This window comes from Brevibacillus sp. IT-7CA2 (assembly GCF_949767855.1).
In the GTDB taxonomy this organism is placed as follows: domain Bacteria; phylum Bacillota; class Bacilli; order Brevibacillales; family Brevibacillaceae; genus Brevibacillus.
Genome location: NZ_CATKQT010000006.1, coordinates 22767 through 40982 on the forward strand (window position 1 = coordinate 22767; position 18216 = coordinate 40982).

The 18216-nt window shown below is 46.4% G+C and carries 20 protein-coding genes; 1 reads left to right on the forward strand and 19 read right to left on the reverse strand.

Annotation, left to right across the window (positions count from 1 at the left end):
- Positions 1-79: 79 nt before the first annotated feature.
- The 12 genes from ACM6JA_RS03860 to ACM6JA_RS03915 form a co-directional block, all read right to left on the reverse strand.
- Positions 80-451 carry a diacylglycerol kinase family protein gene (locus ACM6JA_RS03860; RefSeq protein WP_390239563.1) on the reverse strand — a complete coding sequence of 124 codons (372 nt, stop codon included), beginning with the start codon at positions 449-451 and terminating at the stop codon, positions 80-82.
- Between the two features lie 9 nt (positions 452-460).
- Positions 461-970, reverse strand: a complete 510-nt coding sequence (gene ybeY, locus ACM6JA_RS03865; RefSeq protein ID WP_414851279.1) for an rRNA maturation RNase YbeY — start codon at positions 968-970, stop codon at positions 461-463.
- Between the two features lie 3 nt (positions 971-973).
- Complete coding sequence (locus ACM6JA_RS03870; RefSeq protein ID WP_173620701.1) at positions 974-1945, reverse strand: PhoH family protein; 972 nt, start codon at positions 1943-1945, stop codon at positions 974-976.
- Between the two features lie 56 nt (positions 1946-2001).
- Positions 2002-3186, reverse strand: a complete 1185-nt coding sequence (gene yqfD / locus ACM6JA_RS03875; protein ID WP_414851280.1) for a sporulation protein YqfD — start codon at positions 3184-3186, stop codon at positions 2002-2004.
- Between the two features lie 28 nt (positions 3187-3214).
- Positions 3215-3511, reverse strand: coding sequence for a sporulation protein YqfC (gene yqfC, locus ACM6JA_RS03880; protein ID WP_007727617.1), 297 nt, complete (start codon positions 3509-3511; stop codon positions 3215-3217).
- Positions 3512-3716: 205 nt separating this feature from the next.
- Positions 3717-3914, reverse strand: coding sequence for a sigma-70 family RNA polymerase sigma factor (locus ACM6JA_RS03885; RefSeq protein WP_414851281.1), 198 nt, complete (start codon positions 3912-3914; stop codon positions 3717-3719).
- 165 nt (positions 3915-4079) lie between these two features.
- The gene (locus tag ACM6JA_RS03890) at positions 4080-4571 is read right to left on the reverse strand and encodes a hypothetical protein (RefSeq protein WP_414851282.1); all 492 of its coding nucleotides are present in this window, start codon (positions 4569-4571) and stop codon (positions 4080-4082) included.
- Between the two features lie 23 nt (positions 4572-4594).
- Positions 4595-5599, reverse strand: coding sequence for a flotillin-like protein FloA (floA, locus tag ACM6JA_RS03895; RefSeq protein ID WP_007727625.1), 1005 nt, complete (start codon positions 5597-5599; stop codon positions 4595-4597).
- Between the two features lie 7 nt (positions 5600-5606).
- Positions 5607-6950, reverse strand: coding sequence for an NfeD family protein (locus ACM6JA_RS03900; protein ID WP_414851283.1), 1344 nt, complete (start codon positions 6948-6950; stop codon positions 5607-5609).
- Between the two features lie 165 nt (positions 6951-7115).
- Entirely contained in the window at positions 7116-7562 is a 447-nt protein-coding gene (locus tag ACM6JA_RS03905; RefSeq protein ID WP_007727628.1) for a GatB/YqeY domain-containing protein, read from the reverse strand.
- A 17-nt stretch (positions 7563-7579) separates the two neighbouring features.
- The gene (rpsU, locus tag ACM6JA_RS03910; RefSeq protein WP_007727630.1) at positions 7580-7753 is read right to left on the reverse strand and encodes a 30S ribosomal protein S21; all 174 of its coding nucleotides are present in this window, start codon (positions 7751-7753) and stop codon (positions 7580-7582) included.
- Between the two features lie 113 nt (positions 7754-7866).
- Complete coding sequence (locus ACM6JA_RS03915) at positions 7867-8190, reverse strand: histidine triad nucleotide-binding protein (protein ID WP_012685763.1); 324 nt, start codon at positions 8188-8190, stop codon at positions 7867-7869.
- Between the two features lie 153 nt (positions 8191-8343).
- Between ACM6JA_RS03915 and ACM6JA_RS03920 the strand changes: the two genes are divergently transcribed.
- Positions 8344-9726: a UDP-N-acetylmuramoyl-tripeptide--D-alanyl-D-alanine ligase gene (locus ACM6JA_RS03920; RefSeq protein ID WP_414851284.1), complete on the forward strand. Its 1383-nt coding sequence runs from the start codon at positions 8344-8346 to the stop codon at positions 9724-9726.
- 77 nt (positions 9727-9803) lie between these two features.
- On the opposite strand, the gene ACM6JA_RS03925 is transcribed toward ACM6JA_RS03920, so the two are convergent.
- The 7 genes from ACM6JA_RS03925 to ACM6JA_RS03955 form a co-directional block, all read right to left on the reverse strand.
- A complete protein-coding gene (locus ACM6JA_RS03925) occupies positions 9804-10934 on the reverse strand; it encodes a hypothetical protein (protein WP_414851285.1) in 1131 nt (376 codons plus the stop codon).
- Between the two features lie 112 nt (positions 10935-11046).
- Complete coding sequence (locus tag ACM6JA_RS03930) at positions 11047-11883, reverse strand: sugar phosphate isomerase/epimerase family protein (protein ID WP_414851286.1); 837 nt, start codon at positions 11881-11883, stop codon at positions 11047-11049.
- Positions 11884-11890: 7 nt separating this feature from the next.
- The gene (locus tag ACM6JA_RS03935) at positions 11891-12874 is read right to left on the reverse strand and encodes a DUF6005 family protein (protein WP_414851287.1); all 984 of its coding nucleotides are present in this window, start codon (positions 12872-12874) and stop codon (positions 11891-11893) included.
- 32 nt (positions 12875-12906) lie between these two features.
- The gene (asbD, locus tag ACM6JA_RS03940; RefSeq protein WP_414851288.1) at positions 12907-13173 is read right to left on the reverse strand and encodes a petrobactin biosynthesis protein AsbD; all 267 of its coding nucleotides are present in this window, start codon (positions 13171-13173) and stop codon (positions 12907-12909) included.
- Positions 13170-14414, reverse strand: coding sequence for an AMP-binding protein (locus ACM6JA_RS03945; protein WP_414851289.1), 1245 nt, complete (start codon positions 14412-14414; stop codon positions 13170-13172). Before ACM6JA_RS03945 ends, asbD begins: the two co-directional genes overlap by 4 nt.
- Before the next feature lies 1 nt (position 14415).
- Complete coding sequence (locus ACM6JA_RS03950) at positions 14416-16284, reverse strand: IucA/IucC family protein (RefSeq protein ID WP_414851290.1); 1869 nt, start codon at positions 16282-16284, stop codon at positions 14416-14418.
- 42 nt (positions 16285-16326) lie between these two features.
- Positions 16327-18132: an IucA/IucC family protein gene (locus ACM6JA_RS03955; RefSeq protein WP_414851291.1), complete on the reverse strand. Its 1806-nt coding sequence runs from the start codon at positions 18130-18132 to the stop codon at positions 16327-16329.
- Positions 18133-18216 lie beyond the last annotated feature (84 nt).

The window sequence follows — 18216 nt, forward strand, 5'->3', positions numbered from 1 at the left end:
CTGAAAGGTCAACTACAATGACCCGTCCGGTACCTCATTTTGGCTTATGAAAAAATTTCTTCTTCTCTACTAGTAAAAACTATCCCCATACTTTTTGCAACAGTGGCTGTCCAAATACGAGAACTCCGATGATAAGGGACAGGATCGCCGCCACAAGCACAGCTCCTGCCCCCACATCTTTGGCAATCTTCGCCTTGGCGTGCCATTCCGGGGAAGCTAAATCAACGACTGCTTCAATCGCGGTATTTACCAGCTCAAGGGAGAAGACCAGACCGATAGAAAAAAGGACCAGCAAAACATCGCTGCGGGGTATCTGCAGCCACCACGCTGCAGCCAGCACCACAATGGCTGCGGCTACGTGGATTTGCATGTTTCGCTGTGTCCGTACGGTATAGGAAATCCCTTGCAGAGCGTAGGTGAAGCTGCGAGTCAATCGTCGCCATTCCTTCAATGTAATCTCCTACCTCGTCAAGCCGATTTCTTCCAACACCTTTTCTTGACGTGAAAACATTTCCTTCTCTTCTTCTGGCGTCCCATGATCATAGCCAAGAAGGTGAAGAAAACCATGAACCGTGAGAAATCCGAGTTCGCGTTCGAATGAATGGCCATAGTCTTCGGCCTGCTCATGTGCTTTTGGCACCGAGATGATGATATCTCCAAGCATATTCGGAAACTCGCTGGCCTCATCCTCATCGATGAAGATTTCCATTTCCCCTTCACCCGGCTCGTTCATCGCAAAGGACAAAACATCCGTAGGCCGATCAACGTCTCGATAGTCGCGATTCAGCTCGTGGATGCGCTCGTTGTTCACCAGCGTGACAACTACTTCTCCCTGTACGTCTTCCAGCTTTGCCGCTGCTTCCAGGCAACGGACAAGCAGGTTTTGCAAATTCTCATCGATCGGTTCGATTTCTTCATGAAGGATTTCTACAGATAACACAGGTAAACGATCTCCTTTTTGTGACGCCATTTATTAATAGCCGTGATCTACTTCTTCCTTGGCATAGGCAGCGATGATTTTTTGTACCAGACTGTGACGAACGACGTCTCCCTCTTGGAAATGAATAAAGGCTACATCGGAAATCGGATTTAAGATGCGCTGTGCTTCGCGCAATCCGGATTTCTTGCCTTTTGGCAAATCCACCTGGGTTACATCACCCGTAATGACCATTTTGGAACCAAAGCCAAGCCTGGTCAAAAACATTTTCATTTGCTCGGGAGTTGTGTTCTGGGCTTCATCCAAAATGACAAAGGAATCTTCGAGCGTACGACCACGCATGTACGCCAAAGGTGCAACCTCAATGAGTCCACGTTCCATCATTTTGGCGACTTGTTCATTGCCCAGCATGTCGTACAAGGCATCATAGAGCGGACGCAGGTAAGGGTCTACTTTTTCCTGCAAATCTCCTGGCAAAAATCCAAGGCTCTCCCCCGCTTCTACGGCCGGTCTGGTAAGAACGATCCGTTTGACACGCCCATTTTTCAACGCATTTACTGCTGTGACAACAGCCAAATACGTTTTTCCGGTACCAGCTGGTCCAATTCCAAACACAATGTCATGCTTCTTGATCGCAGACAAGTAATGACGCTGGCCCAAAGTCTTTGCCCTGATTACTTTGCCACGTTGGGTACGAGCGACTTCTTCATCATACACATCGAGCAGTTGGGCACCTTCTCCCCGTTCAATCAACGACATCGCATATGAGATGTCTCGTTCGGACAGGGCAATCCCTCTGCGAATCAACTGTAGCAGAATTTCAATCAACTCTGTCAGTTTGTCCACTTCCGGCTTATCCCCGCTAATAACCAGTTCGCCTTCTCGGGTCATAATTTTGGCGGAACTTCTTTGCTCGATCAGTGTTAGGTACGCGTCATGTGGTCCGAACAACAGCAAGGCCTCAGATGCGTCTGAAAACGGGATTCTTACCTCATCTTGTACGTGCAACAGGCTTCCATCTCCTTGCAACGGTAATCAGCAATGCGTCATTTGCTTGCCATCCCTCACTGCCCTACGAAAGGCTGTTCAATGGCAATATCTTCAATGACGGAAAAATGAATGCTTACGTAAACTTTACCATTCTCTGTTGTGACGTGCAAAACTTTTTCGTCCTGAATGAACGCATCTTTTCCAGCTTTTTTCAAGATATCCTCCCTGGCGAATTTTTTAGCCAGTTCCGTCGCTTCCTCCACGCTCATTTCTGTTTGAACGGGTGCTGTTTGCGCGTATGTTACTGTCTTCCAGCCAAGTGGTGAGGTATATCCCGCATACGAGGGCAAAAACCGTTTTTCTGCCATTTCGGCTTGTGCAAAGGACTGTTTTTCAAATGGCCACACGTATACTGCATAGGGACCGACAAGCAGGTATTGATGCTCCAGCTTTTCTCCCGTCAACCGATACATCGTTTGTTTTAACGGGACCGATGTGTTGCTCATATACCACACTTCCCCTTGCACCTTGCCTCGCGCTGATACGGCTTGTTGACGGGCGTCATTGCCTATGATCCCGGAAATGAGCACTTGGCCTTTTTCTACCAATTGATTGCTTACAACCTGACTACGACCAACCTCTGGGAGAATTTTGTGGACGACAGCCCTCTTTTTCGCTACAAGATGACGGGGACCTGTTGCAAGCGGCTTTACGGGAGCCTCTTTTTCAACCACTTGAAGCATGACCTTGGTTCCTTGAATCTCGATTCCAACCCAGGACGCTTCAGGCAGCAGACTCAACAGTTCTTTTTGCAAAACCAACGGTTCTTTTAGTTTGACCTTCCATGCCCCTTCTTTAATCCCCACTTGTTCGGCAGCTTGAATCACTCGTCGTGGATCAACCATTTTTGTCCCACTCACTTCGACACTCCAGACAAAAGAGGAGAGCATGTACAATCCGATGAAAAAAAGAGCTGCCCCAATTGCCAATCCAGATCGTCTGCGTAACCGCAGCAGCCAGAAAGGCAACCCGTCTCTCGCCTCGACGTGACTACGACAGCCTGTCTCTTTTAAAAGCGGACGTAAACGAAAATAATCACGAATCAAAATATCGCAGCGAGTCACCTCTTCTCCTACCCTGCGAATATTCCAGATTCGAATTCCATCCCGTACGGCCATATTCAGCATCCGCTCAAACCGTTTTCCCCGAACGGTAATGGTTACATGTCCATCCACCCACTCCTTGATTCCATTCCGCATACGCGCCTCCTCCTCCCTCTACCAAAGATTATGAGCTCTGTGGTCCCGTCTCCAAAAATTTCACGCCACCGATTCTGCCTTCTAACAAAACCTCCTCAGGTAAAATCGCTCGGATGACAAGCTGTTCACCTGAAACAATCATTTGACCGTTCGTCAACAGCAGGCGAAGCTCTTTTTCACTAAAATGCAAGACTCCTCGATGATTCTCTATATACATTTGCAAATGACCGATCATCGTGATGCGCGGGACTTCCAGGACTACATCTTGCGGCAGATCCAACACCCCTCCGGCCAACTGGCGCAGACGGCGGCTCCAACGCTTCATGGATTAGCCCCCCTTCTCGTTCTATATATTGGCGAATATGACGATCTCTTCTGTTTGCAGGTGCAAAACCATTCTTATCTATGCGTATGCACGAGCATAAAGAGGCATTCATCAAAAACAGTCACAAAAAAAGAGCCCTCTTCACTCGCTAATTAGCAAGCAGGTGAGAACTCCGTCTTTGGAATACTTCAACAAACCCCATCGATTATTTGCTTTCTTTTGCAGCAGAAACCAGCTCTTTTCCTTTTGTAAGCGCCTTCCATTTTTTCATGACTCGTTTTACTTTTTCAGCTGAACAACCGCACGCGATCGCCGTTTCATAAACCGATTTGTTTTCGAAGATGGCAAGCCGAATCACTTTTTGACGAAACCGCCCCATTTGTTCAAAAATTTGTTGATTCATCGCTTGACTTCTACCCCTTCTTCTATTAGGAGAATTTTCTTTACATTCAGGATAGTCAACAAGGATACGAGAAACAAGACAAGTTATTCGATATATTTCGACACAAGACATTGCTTATCAATAAAAAACAGGCGAACCGAAGTTCACCTGTTTGACTAGCTACTATTATAAAATTTTTCTTTGCCGAACCTGCTGGGCGTACGGTGCTTTTGAGCGCGGCTCTCCAAAAATGAGCGCCCATTTCATCCCATCACGCGGATTGCCGTGTTTCGATTTGACTGTTCCCACTCGTTCTGAATCAGCGACCTTCATCGGTTCCGCTTGCTTCACTGTGATGGTCGGACCCGTTGAAGCACGAGCTGTACTGGAGAATGCCCATTCCTGCTCGACTCCAATCCCTTCCATCGATTCTCGCTGAAGTGGCTCGTATTTGGAGGATGCCCGCACCGTCTCTCTGCCGTAATCCTCCGTTTCCATAGGGATATCCGACGTTGTGGCCGGGGTAAGCGGAGGCATTTTTTTGCCTTGAGACATTTTCTTCTTTCCGGCTTTGCCAAGAGCTTTATATCCCAAGTAACCAAGGATGACAAACCAGAACTTGCCGATGAGCGGGATGACCCACTCGACTAAATCCAGTAAATCTACGACGAGATCCATGAGATCTTCCATGGCAATCGCCCTTATTCTTTCTCGTCTGGCATAGCAGGATCTTGTTTGTCACCTGCATGCCCGAAGGATTGACGCATTTGTGTATCAGCAGCAATGTTTTGCATGTTGTAATAATCCATGACGCCCATTTTGCCACTTTTCAATGCTTCGGACAAAGCGAGTGGTACTTGTGCTTCGGCTTCTACTACTTTTGCCTTCATTTCTTGTACGCGTGCAATCATTTCCTGCTCTTGGGCTACCGCCATGGCGCGACGCTCTTCCGCTTTCGCTTGGGCAATACGTTTATCTGCTTCGGCTTGGTCGGTTTGCAATTGTGCCCCGATGTTCTTCCCTACATCCACGTCCGCAATATCAATCGAGAGAATTTCAAAAGCAGTTCCGGCATCCAGGCCTTTATTCAATACCGTTTTAGAGATCAGATCCGGATTTTCCAATACGTCCTTATGTCCTTTTGACGAACCAATGGTCGATACGATCCCCTCACCTACACGGGCGATAATCGTTTCTTCACCAGCACCACCGACCAACCGATCGATGTTGGCACGAACCGTTACTTTTGCACGAGTGCGCAGCTCGATACCGTCTTTTGCCATTGCTGCTACCACAGGTGTTTCAATCACTTTCGGGTTAACGCTCATTTGTACCGCTTCCAATACATCACGACCAGCCAGATCAATTGCTGCTGCGCGTTCGAAGCCAAGTGGAATATCTGCTCGTTGTGCTGCTACGAGCGCATCTACTACACGGTCTACGTTACCGCCTGCGAGATAATGGCTCTCCAATTGGTTTGTATCCAGCTGCAAGCCCGCTTTACGCGCTTTAATCAACGGATTCACGATACGAGATGGTACGACGCGACGCAAGCGCATTGCGACGAGGGTAATAATCCCAATATTCACACCGGAAGCCAGTGCAGAAATCCAGAGCATGACTGGTACGAAAGAGAAGAAAACTGAAAGTACGACGATGGCTACTGCCACCATAAAAATAAGGGGAATCAAACCGCCTTCAAACATGAACTGCTCACTCCTTTTGTTCTAGTTCGGCAACGACGATACGCGTGCCTTCTACTTGTACCACGGTGATGGCGGTACCCGCTTCAATGAAACCACCAACCGATACTGCATCCACTCGTTTTCCTCCCACCTTGACGACCCCTGCCGGGCGCAATGGAGTTAGGGCGATGCCTGATTTTCCTTCCAGCTCACGCTGATCGCGCGGAGCTACGTAACCTTCTTCATTGCGCTGCGTGTCACCCAAGACAAACTTGTTGAATAGACCTTTGACCCCGTACTTCTTCACTAACATGAACGTTACAATTGCCGTGATTAGAGCAGCCACACCCAGCGATGCAAGCCCTTGCTGCGTGTCATAGGCTGCCATTACGAGACCTGTCACAATACTCACGAAGCCAATCGCACCGACAATGCCGCCCGGAAGAAAAATTTCCAGAAGCATCAGTAAGATTCCGATGACAAACAGTCCGATGTGCAACCAGTTGGCAAATCCAGCTACATAATGTCCAAAGAAGTATAGACTGAACGCGACGAGCGAAATCGTCCCTGCGACACCAAAGCCAGGGGCAAACAGTTCTACTACAATTCCGCCCAACCCAATGATGAGCAAAAGACTCATCACAATGGGACTCGTCACCCATCTAGCGACTAGCTCTCCACCTGTTGGCTCAATCGCCTTAAGGGAATCTGGCTGAATACCGAACTTTTTGAGCAGCTCTTCCTTATTGGACACCACATCATCCGCATAACCTAACTGCTTCGCTTGTTGGGCATCGAGAGAAAGCACCGTGCCTTTTGGCTTTAATCCCGGGAACTCTGTATCGATTTCCACCATCGCGCGAGCAACGTCAGGATTGCGATTGTTCAATTCAGCTGCCGCCCTCATTTTATTGCTCCAACCGGAAATGAACTTGATATCTGCTGCATTCCCTGCCAAATCAATCGGTGCGGCTGCCCCCATGCTACTGCCTGGAGTCATAATAATTTCATTTGCATTCAAGGCGATGTACGTTCCCGCTGAAAAAGCCTGGTTATCAATATAGGCTATCACATGCATGGGAGCCTGACGGATCAACTGCCCAATCTGGTCGGCAGCGTTCACTTCTCCACCTGGCGTATTGATATGCAAGATAACAAGGTCTGCTTGTTGCTCCTGTGCGTCAGCAAATGCTCTGTGCAAAAAGCTCTCCAATCCTCGCTCGATCGTGCTATCTACTGGAATCCAAACAGCTTTTTGATAGGTCTGAGCTGTTGTGGATGCGGGAGCAAGAAGCATCGTCATTCCCATAATCAGGCAAAGAAGTGAAAAAAGCAATCGCACGCGGCTTTTTACTAGCCTTGCTGCACTCATTGCATGTACCTCCTTTCCTTCTATCAGCTTCAACGTATGTGCAATAAGGTATACGAAAGAGGGGGGCAATTGTTTCATATTTATTTCACATTCTGGAAAAAAGAAAAACCCAACCTTTACAGGTTGAGTTTTTCTGTTCGTATCTATATGAGGTGTTACTCTCGTCTACGATGGTAGTTCCTCAGATACAATCTTTTGCACGAGGTTTCCGTCTGCTCTGCCTTTCACTTTCGGCATGATCGCACCCATCACTTTGCCCATCTCCTTTTTGGAGGAGGCATTGGTAGCTGCGATACCTTCCCGAACGATATCACGAATTTCGTCTTCGCTAAGCTGAGCGGGTAAGTAAGCGGAGAGCACGTCGATCTCTTCGCGCGTTTTCGAGGCAAGTTCCACGCGGCCTGCCTTCTCAAATTCGTGGAGGGATTCACGGCGTTGTTTTAACTCACGAGTCAAGATGGTCAGCACTTCGTCTTCAGACAAAAGTCTGCCCTTGTTAATCTCTTCGTTCTTTAATGCGGCTTTCACCATGCGAATAACAGAGAGTTTTAGAGCAGCTCTGTCCTTCATTGCTTGCTTCATATCTTGATCGAGTCGCTCCATTACACTCATGATGAGCCCTCCGTCAATTAAAACTTGCGTTTGCGAGCTGCTTCGGATTTCTTCTTGCGCTTAATGCTAGGCTTCTCAAAGTGGCGACGTTTACGCAGTTCCGCCATCACCCCGGATTTTGCGCTTTCACGCTTGAAGCGGCGAAGTGCGCTATCCAAAGACTCGTTTTTCTTGACTCGAATTTCTGCCATTTGTCTTCCCTCCCTCCGCTAAAACCGTGGGACGCCTGAGTCGAACGTACGAACAGACTGTCACACTTCATTATAGGATAGATGACTAAAGAAGGTCAACCTTTAGTTCAATTTTATTCGTAAAAACCGGACAAAAGGTGATAATGGATGTGGAAAACCTCTTGTCCACCCTCTTTACCACAGTTGTTAATCAGGCGAAAACCTGGCAGTTCCAGCTTTTTCGCCAAGAGTTGTGCTACATGGTGGATATGCCCGATCAGCGGCAGGTCCTCGGCGCTTACATCCATTAGCGTGGGAATTGGCTTACGCGGGATAATCAACAAGTGAACGCGTGCTTTTGGTGCAATATCGTGGATGACAATGACGTGCTCGTCCTCATACTCGATACGAGCAGGAATTTCACCGTCCATGATTTTGGTAAAAATACTTTTTTCCATGGGAGACTCCTTTCTTCCTCAGTATGTGGATAGTTATGTATGTAAGAAATGATCGTATCACATTCCCTCACTTTTGTCTTGCGGCGCTACCTAGCCCATGGTAGCATGACTTCGAGGTTGAAACAGGATAACAAGAAAAAGGAGTTCGTGCAGATGAAACCAGTTGCACTGGATCAGGCAGCAATCAACGCAGAAGGGATTTTGCTCGCTGGTTCCCCAGGGCTTGCCTTGTCATCCGTTCACTTTGATACCCGCGAGCTGACTGCGGGATCTTTGTTTGTAGCGCTGACAGGCGGCGCACGGGATGGGCATGATTTTTTGTTACAAGCAGCTGAACAAGGAGCTGTAGCTGCACTCGTTTCGAATCAGGAGAAGATTCCTGCGAACTTGCCGAATGATTTTGGGTTAATTCTCGTAAATGATACACTGCGTGGCTTTCAAAAGCTGGCTGCCGCTTATCGGAAAAGCTTTTCGTTCCCTCGCATCGCCATTACCGGAAGTATCGGGAAAACAACTGTGAAGGACATCGTGGCCCATGTACTAGGGAGCCGTTCGCCCGTATACAAGACGTATAAAAACTTCAACAATCACATCGGTGTACCTTTGTCGTTATTGCAGATGGAAGAAAAGCATCAAGCTGCTGTACTAGAGCTCGGAATGAATCACGCCGGGGAAATCGATCTGCTCGCTTCGTTGGTCCAACCAGATATTAGCGTGATTACCTTTATCGGAGAATCCCATATTGAGTATTTTGGCACTCGTGAAAAAATTGCTCTCGCAAAGGCGGAGCTGCTTCCTCATACCGCTCTTGACGGGCTCGTGCTGCTCAACAAGGATTCGGAGTATCTACAGTCGATAGCCCATCTGTATCCGGGTGAAATCATGTATTACTCTGTTAATGAGAAGGCGGATATTTGGGCGGAGCAAATCGAAACGGTTGAAGGTGGGACTCGCTTCAAAGTATGCTTTGCCTCCGGGGGGCATTTCGAGATATTCCTGCCATTGCATGGCCGCCACAGTGTCCTGAATGCACTGCCTGCTGTCGCGATTGCCAAGAGGCTCGGAATGGATACGGAGCAAATCACACACGCCTTGTCTACCGTTCAGCTCTCCGCCATGCGGTTTGAGCAAATGAACTCCAAGCACGGTACTGTGTATATCAGTGATGCGTACAATGCAAGCCCCGTCTCCATGGAGGCTGCAGTACGGACGTTTGCTGAGCTGTACCCTGAGCGCGCAAGAGTCGTCGTGCTAGGTGACATGTATGAGCTCGGTCCAGAAAGTGCATCTATGCACGCGGGTGTCGGAGCCTCGATTCAAGACATCGCTGAGCGCTTCGAGCTACTTGTGACAGTCGGTGAGGATTCACGCCATCTCCATGAGGCTTACACGGGGAACAAGCTGCATTTCGCCACAAAAGCAGAGGCGCTGCATGCTTTACTGCCGCTGCGTGATGACAAACACGCTTTCCTGTTTAAAGCCTCCAAAGGTATGTCATTATGGACGCTTATCACTGATCTGGAAGGTCACGAATAATAGAAAAAGAACAGCCGCCTCTCGTATGAAACGGGAGACGGCTTCTTTTTTACTACGAAAGCGAACTCACGGAGAAATCATCGCAGTTCAATGACATTATTGGAAGGACCCAACTTTTCAGGCGGAAAATCGCTATAGTGGATCGATGCGAGATCAGCTACATAGTACGACTTCCCATCCTTTGCCCAGCCGATGATGCGATGATTGTCACTTAATTTATAATAGCTAGGCATTCCCTTGTCAGGAGAACCAAATGGATAGCCGCATTTCGTGACTTGTTTGCATGATTGAATGTACATATACGAATCTTGAGAATTGGAAGTACGAGAGTGCTGTTCTACTGCCATCTGATGCCCTGATGGCGACCAAACAATCTTGTCCAGGTAACTCTCAGTGAACACGGGATCTTTCAAATTGACCTTTTTCCCCGTCTGCAAATCCAGCATGTATTCTTCTGTCATTGTTCGGATATAACGGTACTTCATATCGTTGGAGTAAGAAGGAAATGTGGTCATATTGTGATCGTATTTCAGGCCAGTCGGTAAGTCTAACTCCTTGTATGCTGTTTGTGTTCTGTAAAACAGCTTTTTCGAATTCGGCACCCAGTAATACATTTCTTCGTCTGTTCCACTCCGCCACTCATATTGGTCATTCTTTTTCATTTTAAGTGTAGGCAGATGCTGCAAGTACAAGTGACCGCTTACTTTGGTATTGGAAGAGAGCATGTCCATCCGGGTAAACGCCATGTACTGCTCATCCGGTGAAACGGAAAAATCAAGGACGGGATACTGAGCTGCTGTCGGGACGAGTACCGTTTTTTTGCCGTCTGGCAGACTGAGCTTCACGATACCGCCATTTTCACTAACGTAGAGCGCGTCCTGCTTCGGCGACCATTTGCCAAAGCCGGATAGCTGCGTCATCTTTTTTGTTTGCATATCGTACAAGTAAGGTGTGGTTCGGTCTGCCTTTCCGTATCCGATTCGCTCCCCGTATACAAATCTGCTCGATGGCGACATGCTCGCCCGGTGCATCAAGGGCATGTTTGTAACAGTTTTTGTGGTTTTTCCATCTAGGGCTACTTTGTAGATGATGACTGGTTCTGGCTTGCGTGGGTCTGCCTTTGCTGGAGCAGAGGCATTGATTTGTCCAGGGACAAGGATGCCCAGCAAGGAAATCAGCAAGCATGAGAGCAATAAGCGTTTTTTCATCAAGTGTCCTCCCGAATAAGTGATCAATACGTAGACGCTCGCTGGAAGCACTTGGTTTCTTGTTGCACAAAAAAAGATCGGAAGCACCCCTGCGCCTCCGACCTTTTTTCCCTTACGCACTAACCATCATTGCCTTCCGCAACCACTCTACCTCTTCAGCTAAAACACGCTGCGGACTCTGACCAAACCATTCAATAGATGCGAAATAATCTGTATCTGCAATTTTTTCTAAAATAGGTCCATAATCTACAACACCTTCACCGAGCAGTACCATTCCCTCACGATCGCCATTAGGGGCATATACATTATGCGGTGCGAATACCGGCAGATGATTCGATGAAGAAATATTTTTCAAATGATAATGAGCTACCCACGGTCTCAATTGCTCGTACGCATCGATCGGATCAGCACCTGATTCCCAGACATGAAGAAAATCAAGATTCACTTTTAGTGCAGGATGATTGACTTCCTGCAACAAAGCAAGTGTAGAACTCATAGAATCTGTGAGCGTGTTCGGATGTGTTTCGACCAATAGCTGAATCCCGTGCTCTTGACACATCTTACATAAGATTTGCAAATGATGCACATAGCGTGCCCGCTCTTCTGGCCCAACTTCATTACTCGCCTTCTGTCCAGCGAACGTCCTGATTTGCTTTACATGTAGCCATTTCGCCAGTGAAAGGAGTCTTTTTGCCTTTTCCAGTGTACGCTGAAATCCAGATGAAGTAGCAATATCCAGATAATCGCTAAGCATGGAGATACTCATGCCTTGATCCCTGATCAACCTTACCTGCTCCTCCAGCTCTAATCGATCATGATCGTACAGATGTTGAGCGTGGGTTCCCCATAACTCGATTCCATCAAAATGATGACGATGAGCAAACCGAACAATCTGTGCAAACGAAATTAACTGGTGGCGAAAAGTGATTGTGCACAATGAGAGTTTCATTTGACCTTTACCTCCACCCTTTTTCGTCTACAGTGACAAGACTTTTATCCATTTGGGTCCACAGAACAAACTGACGTTCCAACTCTTTTTTCACTTCAAGTTCAATCAGATCAATCTCTTCTAACGCCTCGATAATCGGCGGTAACAACGCCATATTCTTGGTCATCGCCATTTTGACAGACAAGTACTGAGCTGTCGTATACCCTTGGTAGATGTCCTCTACTTTATATGCGATGCGCAAAAACTCATCACGATGGTATTGCAAGTAATCTTGCAGATATAGGAATGCATACTCGTAGCTGTATTTACGGATCGCAATCACCTTCACCTGAGTCACTGCCGCAAGCAACATGTCCAAGCTGTATCCATTACGCCCTTCTGCCATGTCTGTAATCAATTGCTTCAACTCAAGGGTAAAGGGATTATGATCACGTTTGAGTGCGCTGTAGAAATAGTCGTGGATCATTTCATAGGTTGGTTCCTTAATTTCACTCGCATCTACCATAAAACCGCCACCAAACAGATTTTCTAAGAAGGCTTTGATCACCGTCTCCTTCTTCACATTGCCCTCCCAACGAAAATCCGGGTCAAACATAAACCACTCATCTTCGTTCTCCGTCTTTGAAATCATCAAAAAATGCGGGAATGGCTTCAACGCAAATTTATTATCTCGCTCTGGAACCAGCGACATGTCTATCTGAACAAGGACAAACTGATCCTCGGTACGCTTATCAATTAGCTCTAAGAACGTGTCCAAATTGGAGGCTTTATCTTGGGAATGATCATACCATTCTGTTACTTTCGCTCGGAAAAGTCGTTCATAACCCTTGATAATCTCCTCATGGTTATCAATATAATACGTGACTGCACCTTGATCGGTAATGGAATACTCGGCATCCCATATACCAAAATAATAGGGACGATAATCAATTTTTGTGCGGCGCTTAATCACTTCGCATAGGCATGAAATAATGCAATGAACCTTAACCATTCTGTATCCCCCACTCGATGTTTGGATAGACGCTAATTCGATACATGCTGCGGTTCCAGCTGTTCAACAAAAGTAAGGAGTGATCCAACAGTTTGGAAGATTCGTGGATCTAACTCATGAGCAGGAACTACCAAGTGCAAATCTTCCTCGATATAAACAATCAGTTGCAATAGCATAATCGAATCAATATGTAGATCCTCATTCAATCGCATGGACTCCTCTAGCGTGAGGATATGCGATAATTTTAATTTTTCGCTCATGATCGTATGGATTTGCTCGATTTTTTCTGTTCGTGTCATTTGCTGATCGTCTCCATTTCTAATAAACGACGGCTGATTTTTCCTGTGGCTGTCTTAGGAATGCTCGTCACACATTGGATTTCAAATGGGACTTTATAGCCTGGCAAACGATCTTGGCACCATTCCCTGATTTGTTCAGGAGTAGTTCCTCCCTCTGTAATAACCTGCGCCTTCACAATCTCTCCCATGACCGGATGACGTCCACGATACACGACCACTTCTTTTGTTCCACTCATTTTCAAAACGACGTCCTCGACCTCTAAAGGAAATACCTTTAAGCCAGAGACGTTTATCACATCATCCATCCTTGATACAAATTGAATATGTCCTTCTCCTGTCCAGAAACCTAAATCCTGCGTCGCTATTTCGTTCTGTCCATTCCAAATCTTAATTTCACCGGGTTGTTCTTCATTATCACCTGTTGTCATTGTTACATGGGAAAGGGGAACCCCCAGATCTGTATGTGTCCGCATCTGTTTACTCATACTGACGCAACCCGCCTCGGAGCATCCATATTGTTGCATCAAGATGTCGCTCATGCCTTGTAGCTTTAGAAACAAGCCTTCTGGCATGGGAGCTCCTGATGTCATTAACCGGTGAAAGCGTACCTGCTCTCGCGTAAAGCTAGATAAGATGTGATAAAAGACTGGCAGACCATAAACAATATGCTTAGGAGTATCTTGAATCACTTGCAAAGCAAACTTGGGATTTTTGTGCGTCACAATCGAAGGTTTACTACCTCGTTCCAGCGCTGCCAAAACTCCACATATCAATCCATACGAATGTGTCACCGATGCCAGCACGATCGGGGTTAACGCTTCCTCTCCCTGAAACAACTGGTTGTAGGCATGAATTTCTGTTTGGATATCATCCCAGCTTCTCCCGATTAGCTTCGCGTCTCCTGTAGTACCTGAGCTATATTGGTAGAGCGATGGTTTTTCGCTCTGTTGTTTATCCGTGATGGACATGAAATGCTTCGTCTCCTGATAAACAAGCCCATAACACCTTGCCTTCACTGCCATCTGATAGGCTGTTTCCATTGGCGTTTCTCCATGAATTAACAGCACGGAGGCATTATACTCACGCAAATATTGGACAAGACTGATCACGTCAAGTGGGTCAGCTATGCAGACTGCGTACCTCTTTCCTTCCGGCTGTCGAAAATGATCCATGCTTTCGAATCCTTGCTTATGTCTCTCCATTTCATGCACAGAAATCTCATTTTGATTCACTATGAACATGCTAGTAACCTCCCACAGCCATGGAATGAAGCCTTTTCCTTGCCTCGAACAAAGGATTGGGAACTTCATGTAAATGATAGTTCTCGTTCGTCGTATATAGCTTTTTCTTGGTCAATTTCTCTACCTGCACGCTTGGAACAAACAGATCAAATCGCTTAAATCGCTCCGCCAATTCCGGGAAACGTTGTTGGTGACTCTCCAATACCTTAACGGCCATCTCCCAGAATTGCTCTTCGGCATATCCGTAGTGCTCCTCTAACAGCCGTGCGAGTTGCCCCAGATTGATCAGAAATAAAGTCTCCAATGTCAAATCTCTGACTGTTGATGTTTCATTCATGTGAAACATCACATCATCGGGCTTCGTTGCGTAATATTCATGCACTTCCGCGAAGTTCGGGCATTTGTCTGGCCCACTCAAGAACGGTTGGCAAAAAATCAAATCTTCATGGAAATCCTTCAATGCTACCCGAGAAGGGACACCATCCCGATGCACCAGGATCATATTCTGCGCGTGGGTTTCCATTGCAATTCCATGTTTCACAAGAATATGAACAACTGGCAATACACTGCTTTCCAATAATCGCGAAAGCCAATTCTCTAGCCCTTGCTCACGAATCCAACGATCAATGAATGGCACCCCATCCACTTCTACTGCCGCTAATACGTTATAAGGAACCGCATCTTCTCCCGCTTCGAGATGAGGAATGAGACTTTCTCTCCACATGCACCCAATTACCCCGAATGTAACCATTTCCACCAGTTCAGAAGCAGGGGGAGGATCGTATGCCACTGCCGCAAACTCTTGGAGCATGATCACCTTTTGCACGTCTCGTAAATACGAATCTGCGTCCGTAATTCCCTTGAGCCACCTCGAAACAATGGGGGCACTTGCCAGTGAGTGCGGGGTGAGATGACGTGGCGCTGAAGTATTCACTACGTTGATCGAGAGTTTAAGATACGGTTTATGCGGATTACTTTTGTTAGCAAAGGTGCGGATGGATTGTTGTGGACGATGACCATCAGTGCCTACTCCTAGCACAATGATCTCTTTGCGATGGATATCGTCCAGGAATCCAGGCACGATATGATTACGCCACTGCCAAGGATGGACAGGCACGAAGGCATACTCATCAGGCGCGTATCCATGATTGATGATGATTTGCTGAAAGACTTCTTTTTGTTCCTGGCCTATTTCAGCCAAAAGAAGGTCATCGAAATTTCTGCCTTGATCAATGGACACTTGAGAATATTGTTTTTTTATCGCTAACCAAAGAAAATGAACTTCCTGCTTAAATTCAGGACCATAGGCATAATGATCTACGTAGGTAAATCCAACACGTGATTTATAGCTAGGATGGTAAGGGTGACCGTCCATCAGATCACCTTCCAGCTCATCGTACGATTTGCCCTGCATCCGAATATCATTTTGTACTCGATAGTATTGGGACAATGTATCCTTTAACAACGTTTGTTCCAAATCATTAGCAAATAGCTTCAGTCTTTGTTCATCTACCGTATTCTTTCGGAAGATTTCCACTAAAAAACGAGTGAGGGAAATCGCTTCAGACTCTTGCTGTGCAACTCCGCTTTGATCGTAAACAACACGAGTAACGAGGGCCTTCCCTAAACGAACCAGTCCAAAACTCGCACTCCTCCGCCCTCGGCAACGATAGCGAACAGGCAGATCCCCCTCATCAAGCCCATGTAGCGTGTAAATCGTCTCTTCACCCTCTTGCAGGATCTCAGGAATCAAAATTCCCTCATATAACAAAGACTCGATGCATTGTCGAAACACCCTTCTTCTCACCTGCACGTACTGTGTCGAGTGAAGTGCCTCTTCAACCGAGAAATCTTGTATTGTTAACTCCATACCTTATATCCTCCAAATCTCTTCAAGCTAGATGCTAGCAAGCTATCCAAAAGCATGCAGCCCAGCCTTTTCGGTCTGCTTTACTTTTGCTAAAGGGTTATCTATGTAAACAAAAACAGATGATCTCTCTTCCGGTTGGGTTAATTCATCCAGATCATAGAAGCGCGTGAGCAGATTCGCCTTACACGGAAGCTGTTCGCGAGTAAGTAGATTCTCTAGAAACTTCGACGCCTCTCGATTCATCGGTAAAAACTCCGTCAAAACCTCATGCATCTCTGCCAATAAGATTTGTTCATCAATTAATCCTTCCGTTCCAAATCCATTAATGAGTCCAAACATATGGTTAAAAATTATATAATAAGTGATACGCTCGTCTACAAGATGGTCTTTGTAAATGTTCCTACTCGCCTTGCCAACCCCAGGCAATTCTGTCTCTAATACTTCTTGCATCGATTCTGAGAAATAGTAGCCTTGATTATCACGATAAAAGAACTGATCGGGGTATCCGTCTTTAAGAGTGACAACACTATTCTGTTGATGGGCTTCCAAGCCGATTCCGTACTTTAGATAGAGCCATACCATTGGCTTCAATGAAATATCTACATACCGCTTAAACCATTCCAAACTAACTACTTCCAGTGCCTTACCTTCCTTTTGTGCCAGATGGTGAATGATCGTTGCCAACCTACTCTTGTAACCAGGAAGTGGATCTTGCACAAGCGCAGCAATTTGCGTGACTTGCTCTGCATTACTCCCCATAAAGGGATTATCACGCAGGATTACTTCAAATCCCGTTTCTTCTTCCTGCTCCAACATGATCGTGATGTAAGCCGGATCAGAGATAAAGCCAAAGCCCGGATACTTGCGATTCACCTCACCGATCCCTGTTTCAAAAAGTTGCTTCGCCTCTAAACCAATCTCCATCTCACTTAACTTATTGATCCGTAAAGAATTCGTAACTTTGATTGGGACGGACAGCTTGAGCATATATTTCTTTTCAGGGTGATAAACCGTTCGGAGAGAGGATGTTGCCATATACTCCTCACCCGCTGGTCCCAAGTAAAGAAGCAACCCTTTCTCGATCAAGGATTGTATGGCTACCTGTTCAAGCAACCATTCTGCTTGAAGTGGATGAATCGGGACGATTGAAAATGATGGATCGACATCAGATATCGAAGGAAACTCACCCTTCAGTAATTGCGTAGCGGATTCTGTTAACCCAGATTTTTCGTGAACAATCGATGGATGGGCAGCAAACAAATGGAGTTGAAACTTCCCGCAACACTCTGGTGCATACAACGCTTGCTTGGCCTCAGGAATTCCTTGCTGACTCTTCGGTGTTGGATGGAACAAGTGACCGAACAAAAGTGCCTGCTCTGCTTCGATGAAGCTTTGTTCCACTCCATATAAACTCTCCGCATTACTTTGGCGAGTCCTAACAAATTTCTCAATGCTTTGGCAGCTTTGAATCATACGCAAGACTAATTCATCTGGAACTGCATTTTCCCCATGCTGAAGCGTTAGTTCTTTAATCAAAAGAACCGCTAATGTCAAATAGTCCGCCTGAACGAAACGAGTACAGTCACCACTTCGGTAGCAAGCTGGATAATGAAACAAATGCCTGCCTGTCACCGAATGATATTTGACACCGACATAGAGGGAAATCCCCTGATGCGGGAGTTCGCAATGAAGGTACGTACCTGTTGAACTCGGTTGTATGATTTTCGTTAGCTGCTTCGTAATCTCATCTTTCCGATTGATCCACTCGCCCCTACCTGTTTCTCGGAGATAACAATTGAGAAAGCTCTGCATCGTTGCATGCTCTGCGATATGCTTGACTACGAACATGTTACCTCTCCTCTTGCTTGATCCATTTTTTATTCAAGCATTGTGACTTACATAACTGGTAAAACGTCCCATAAATAATGTAAA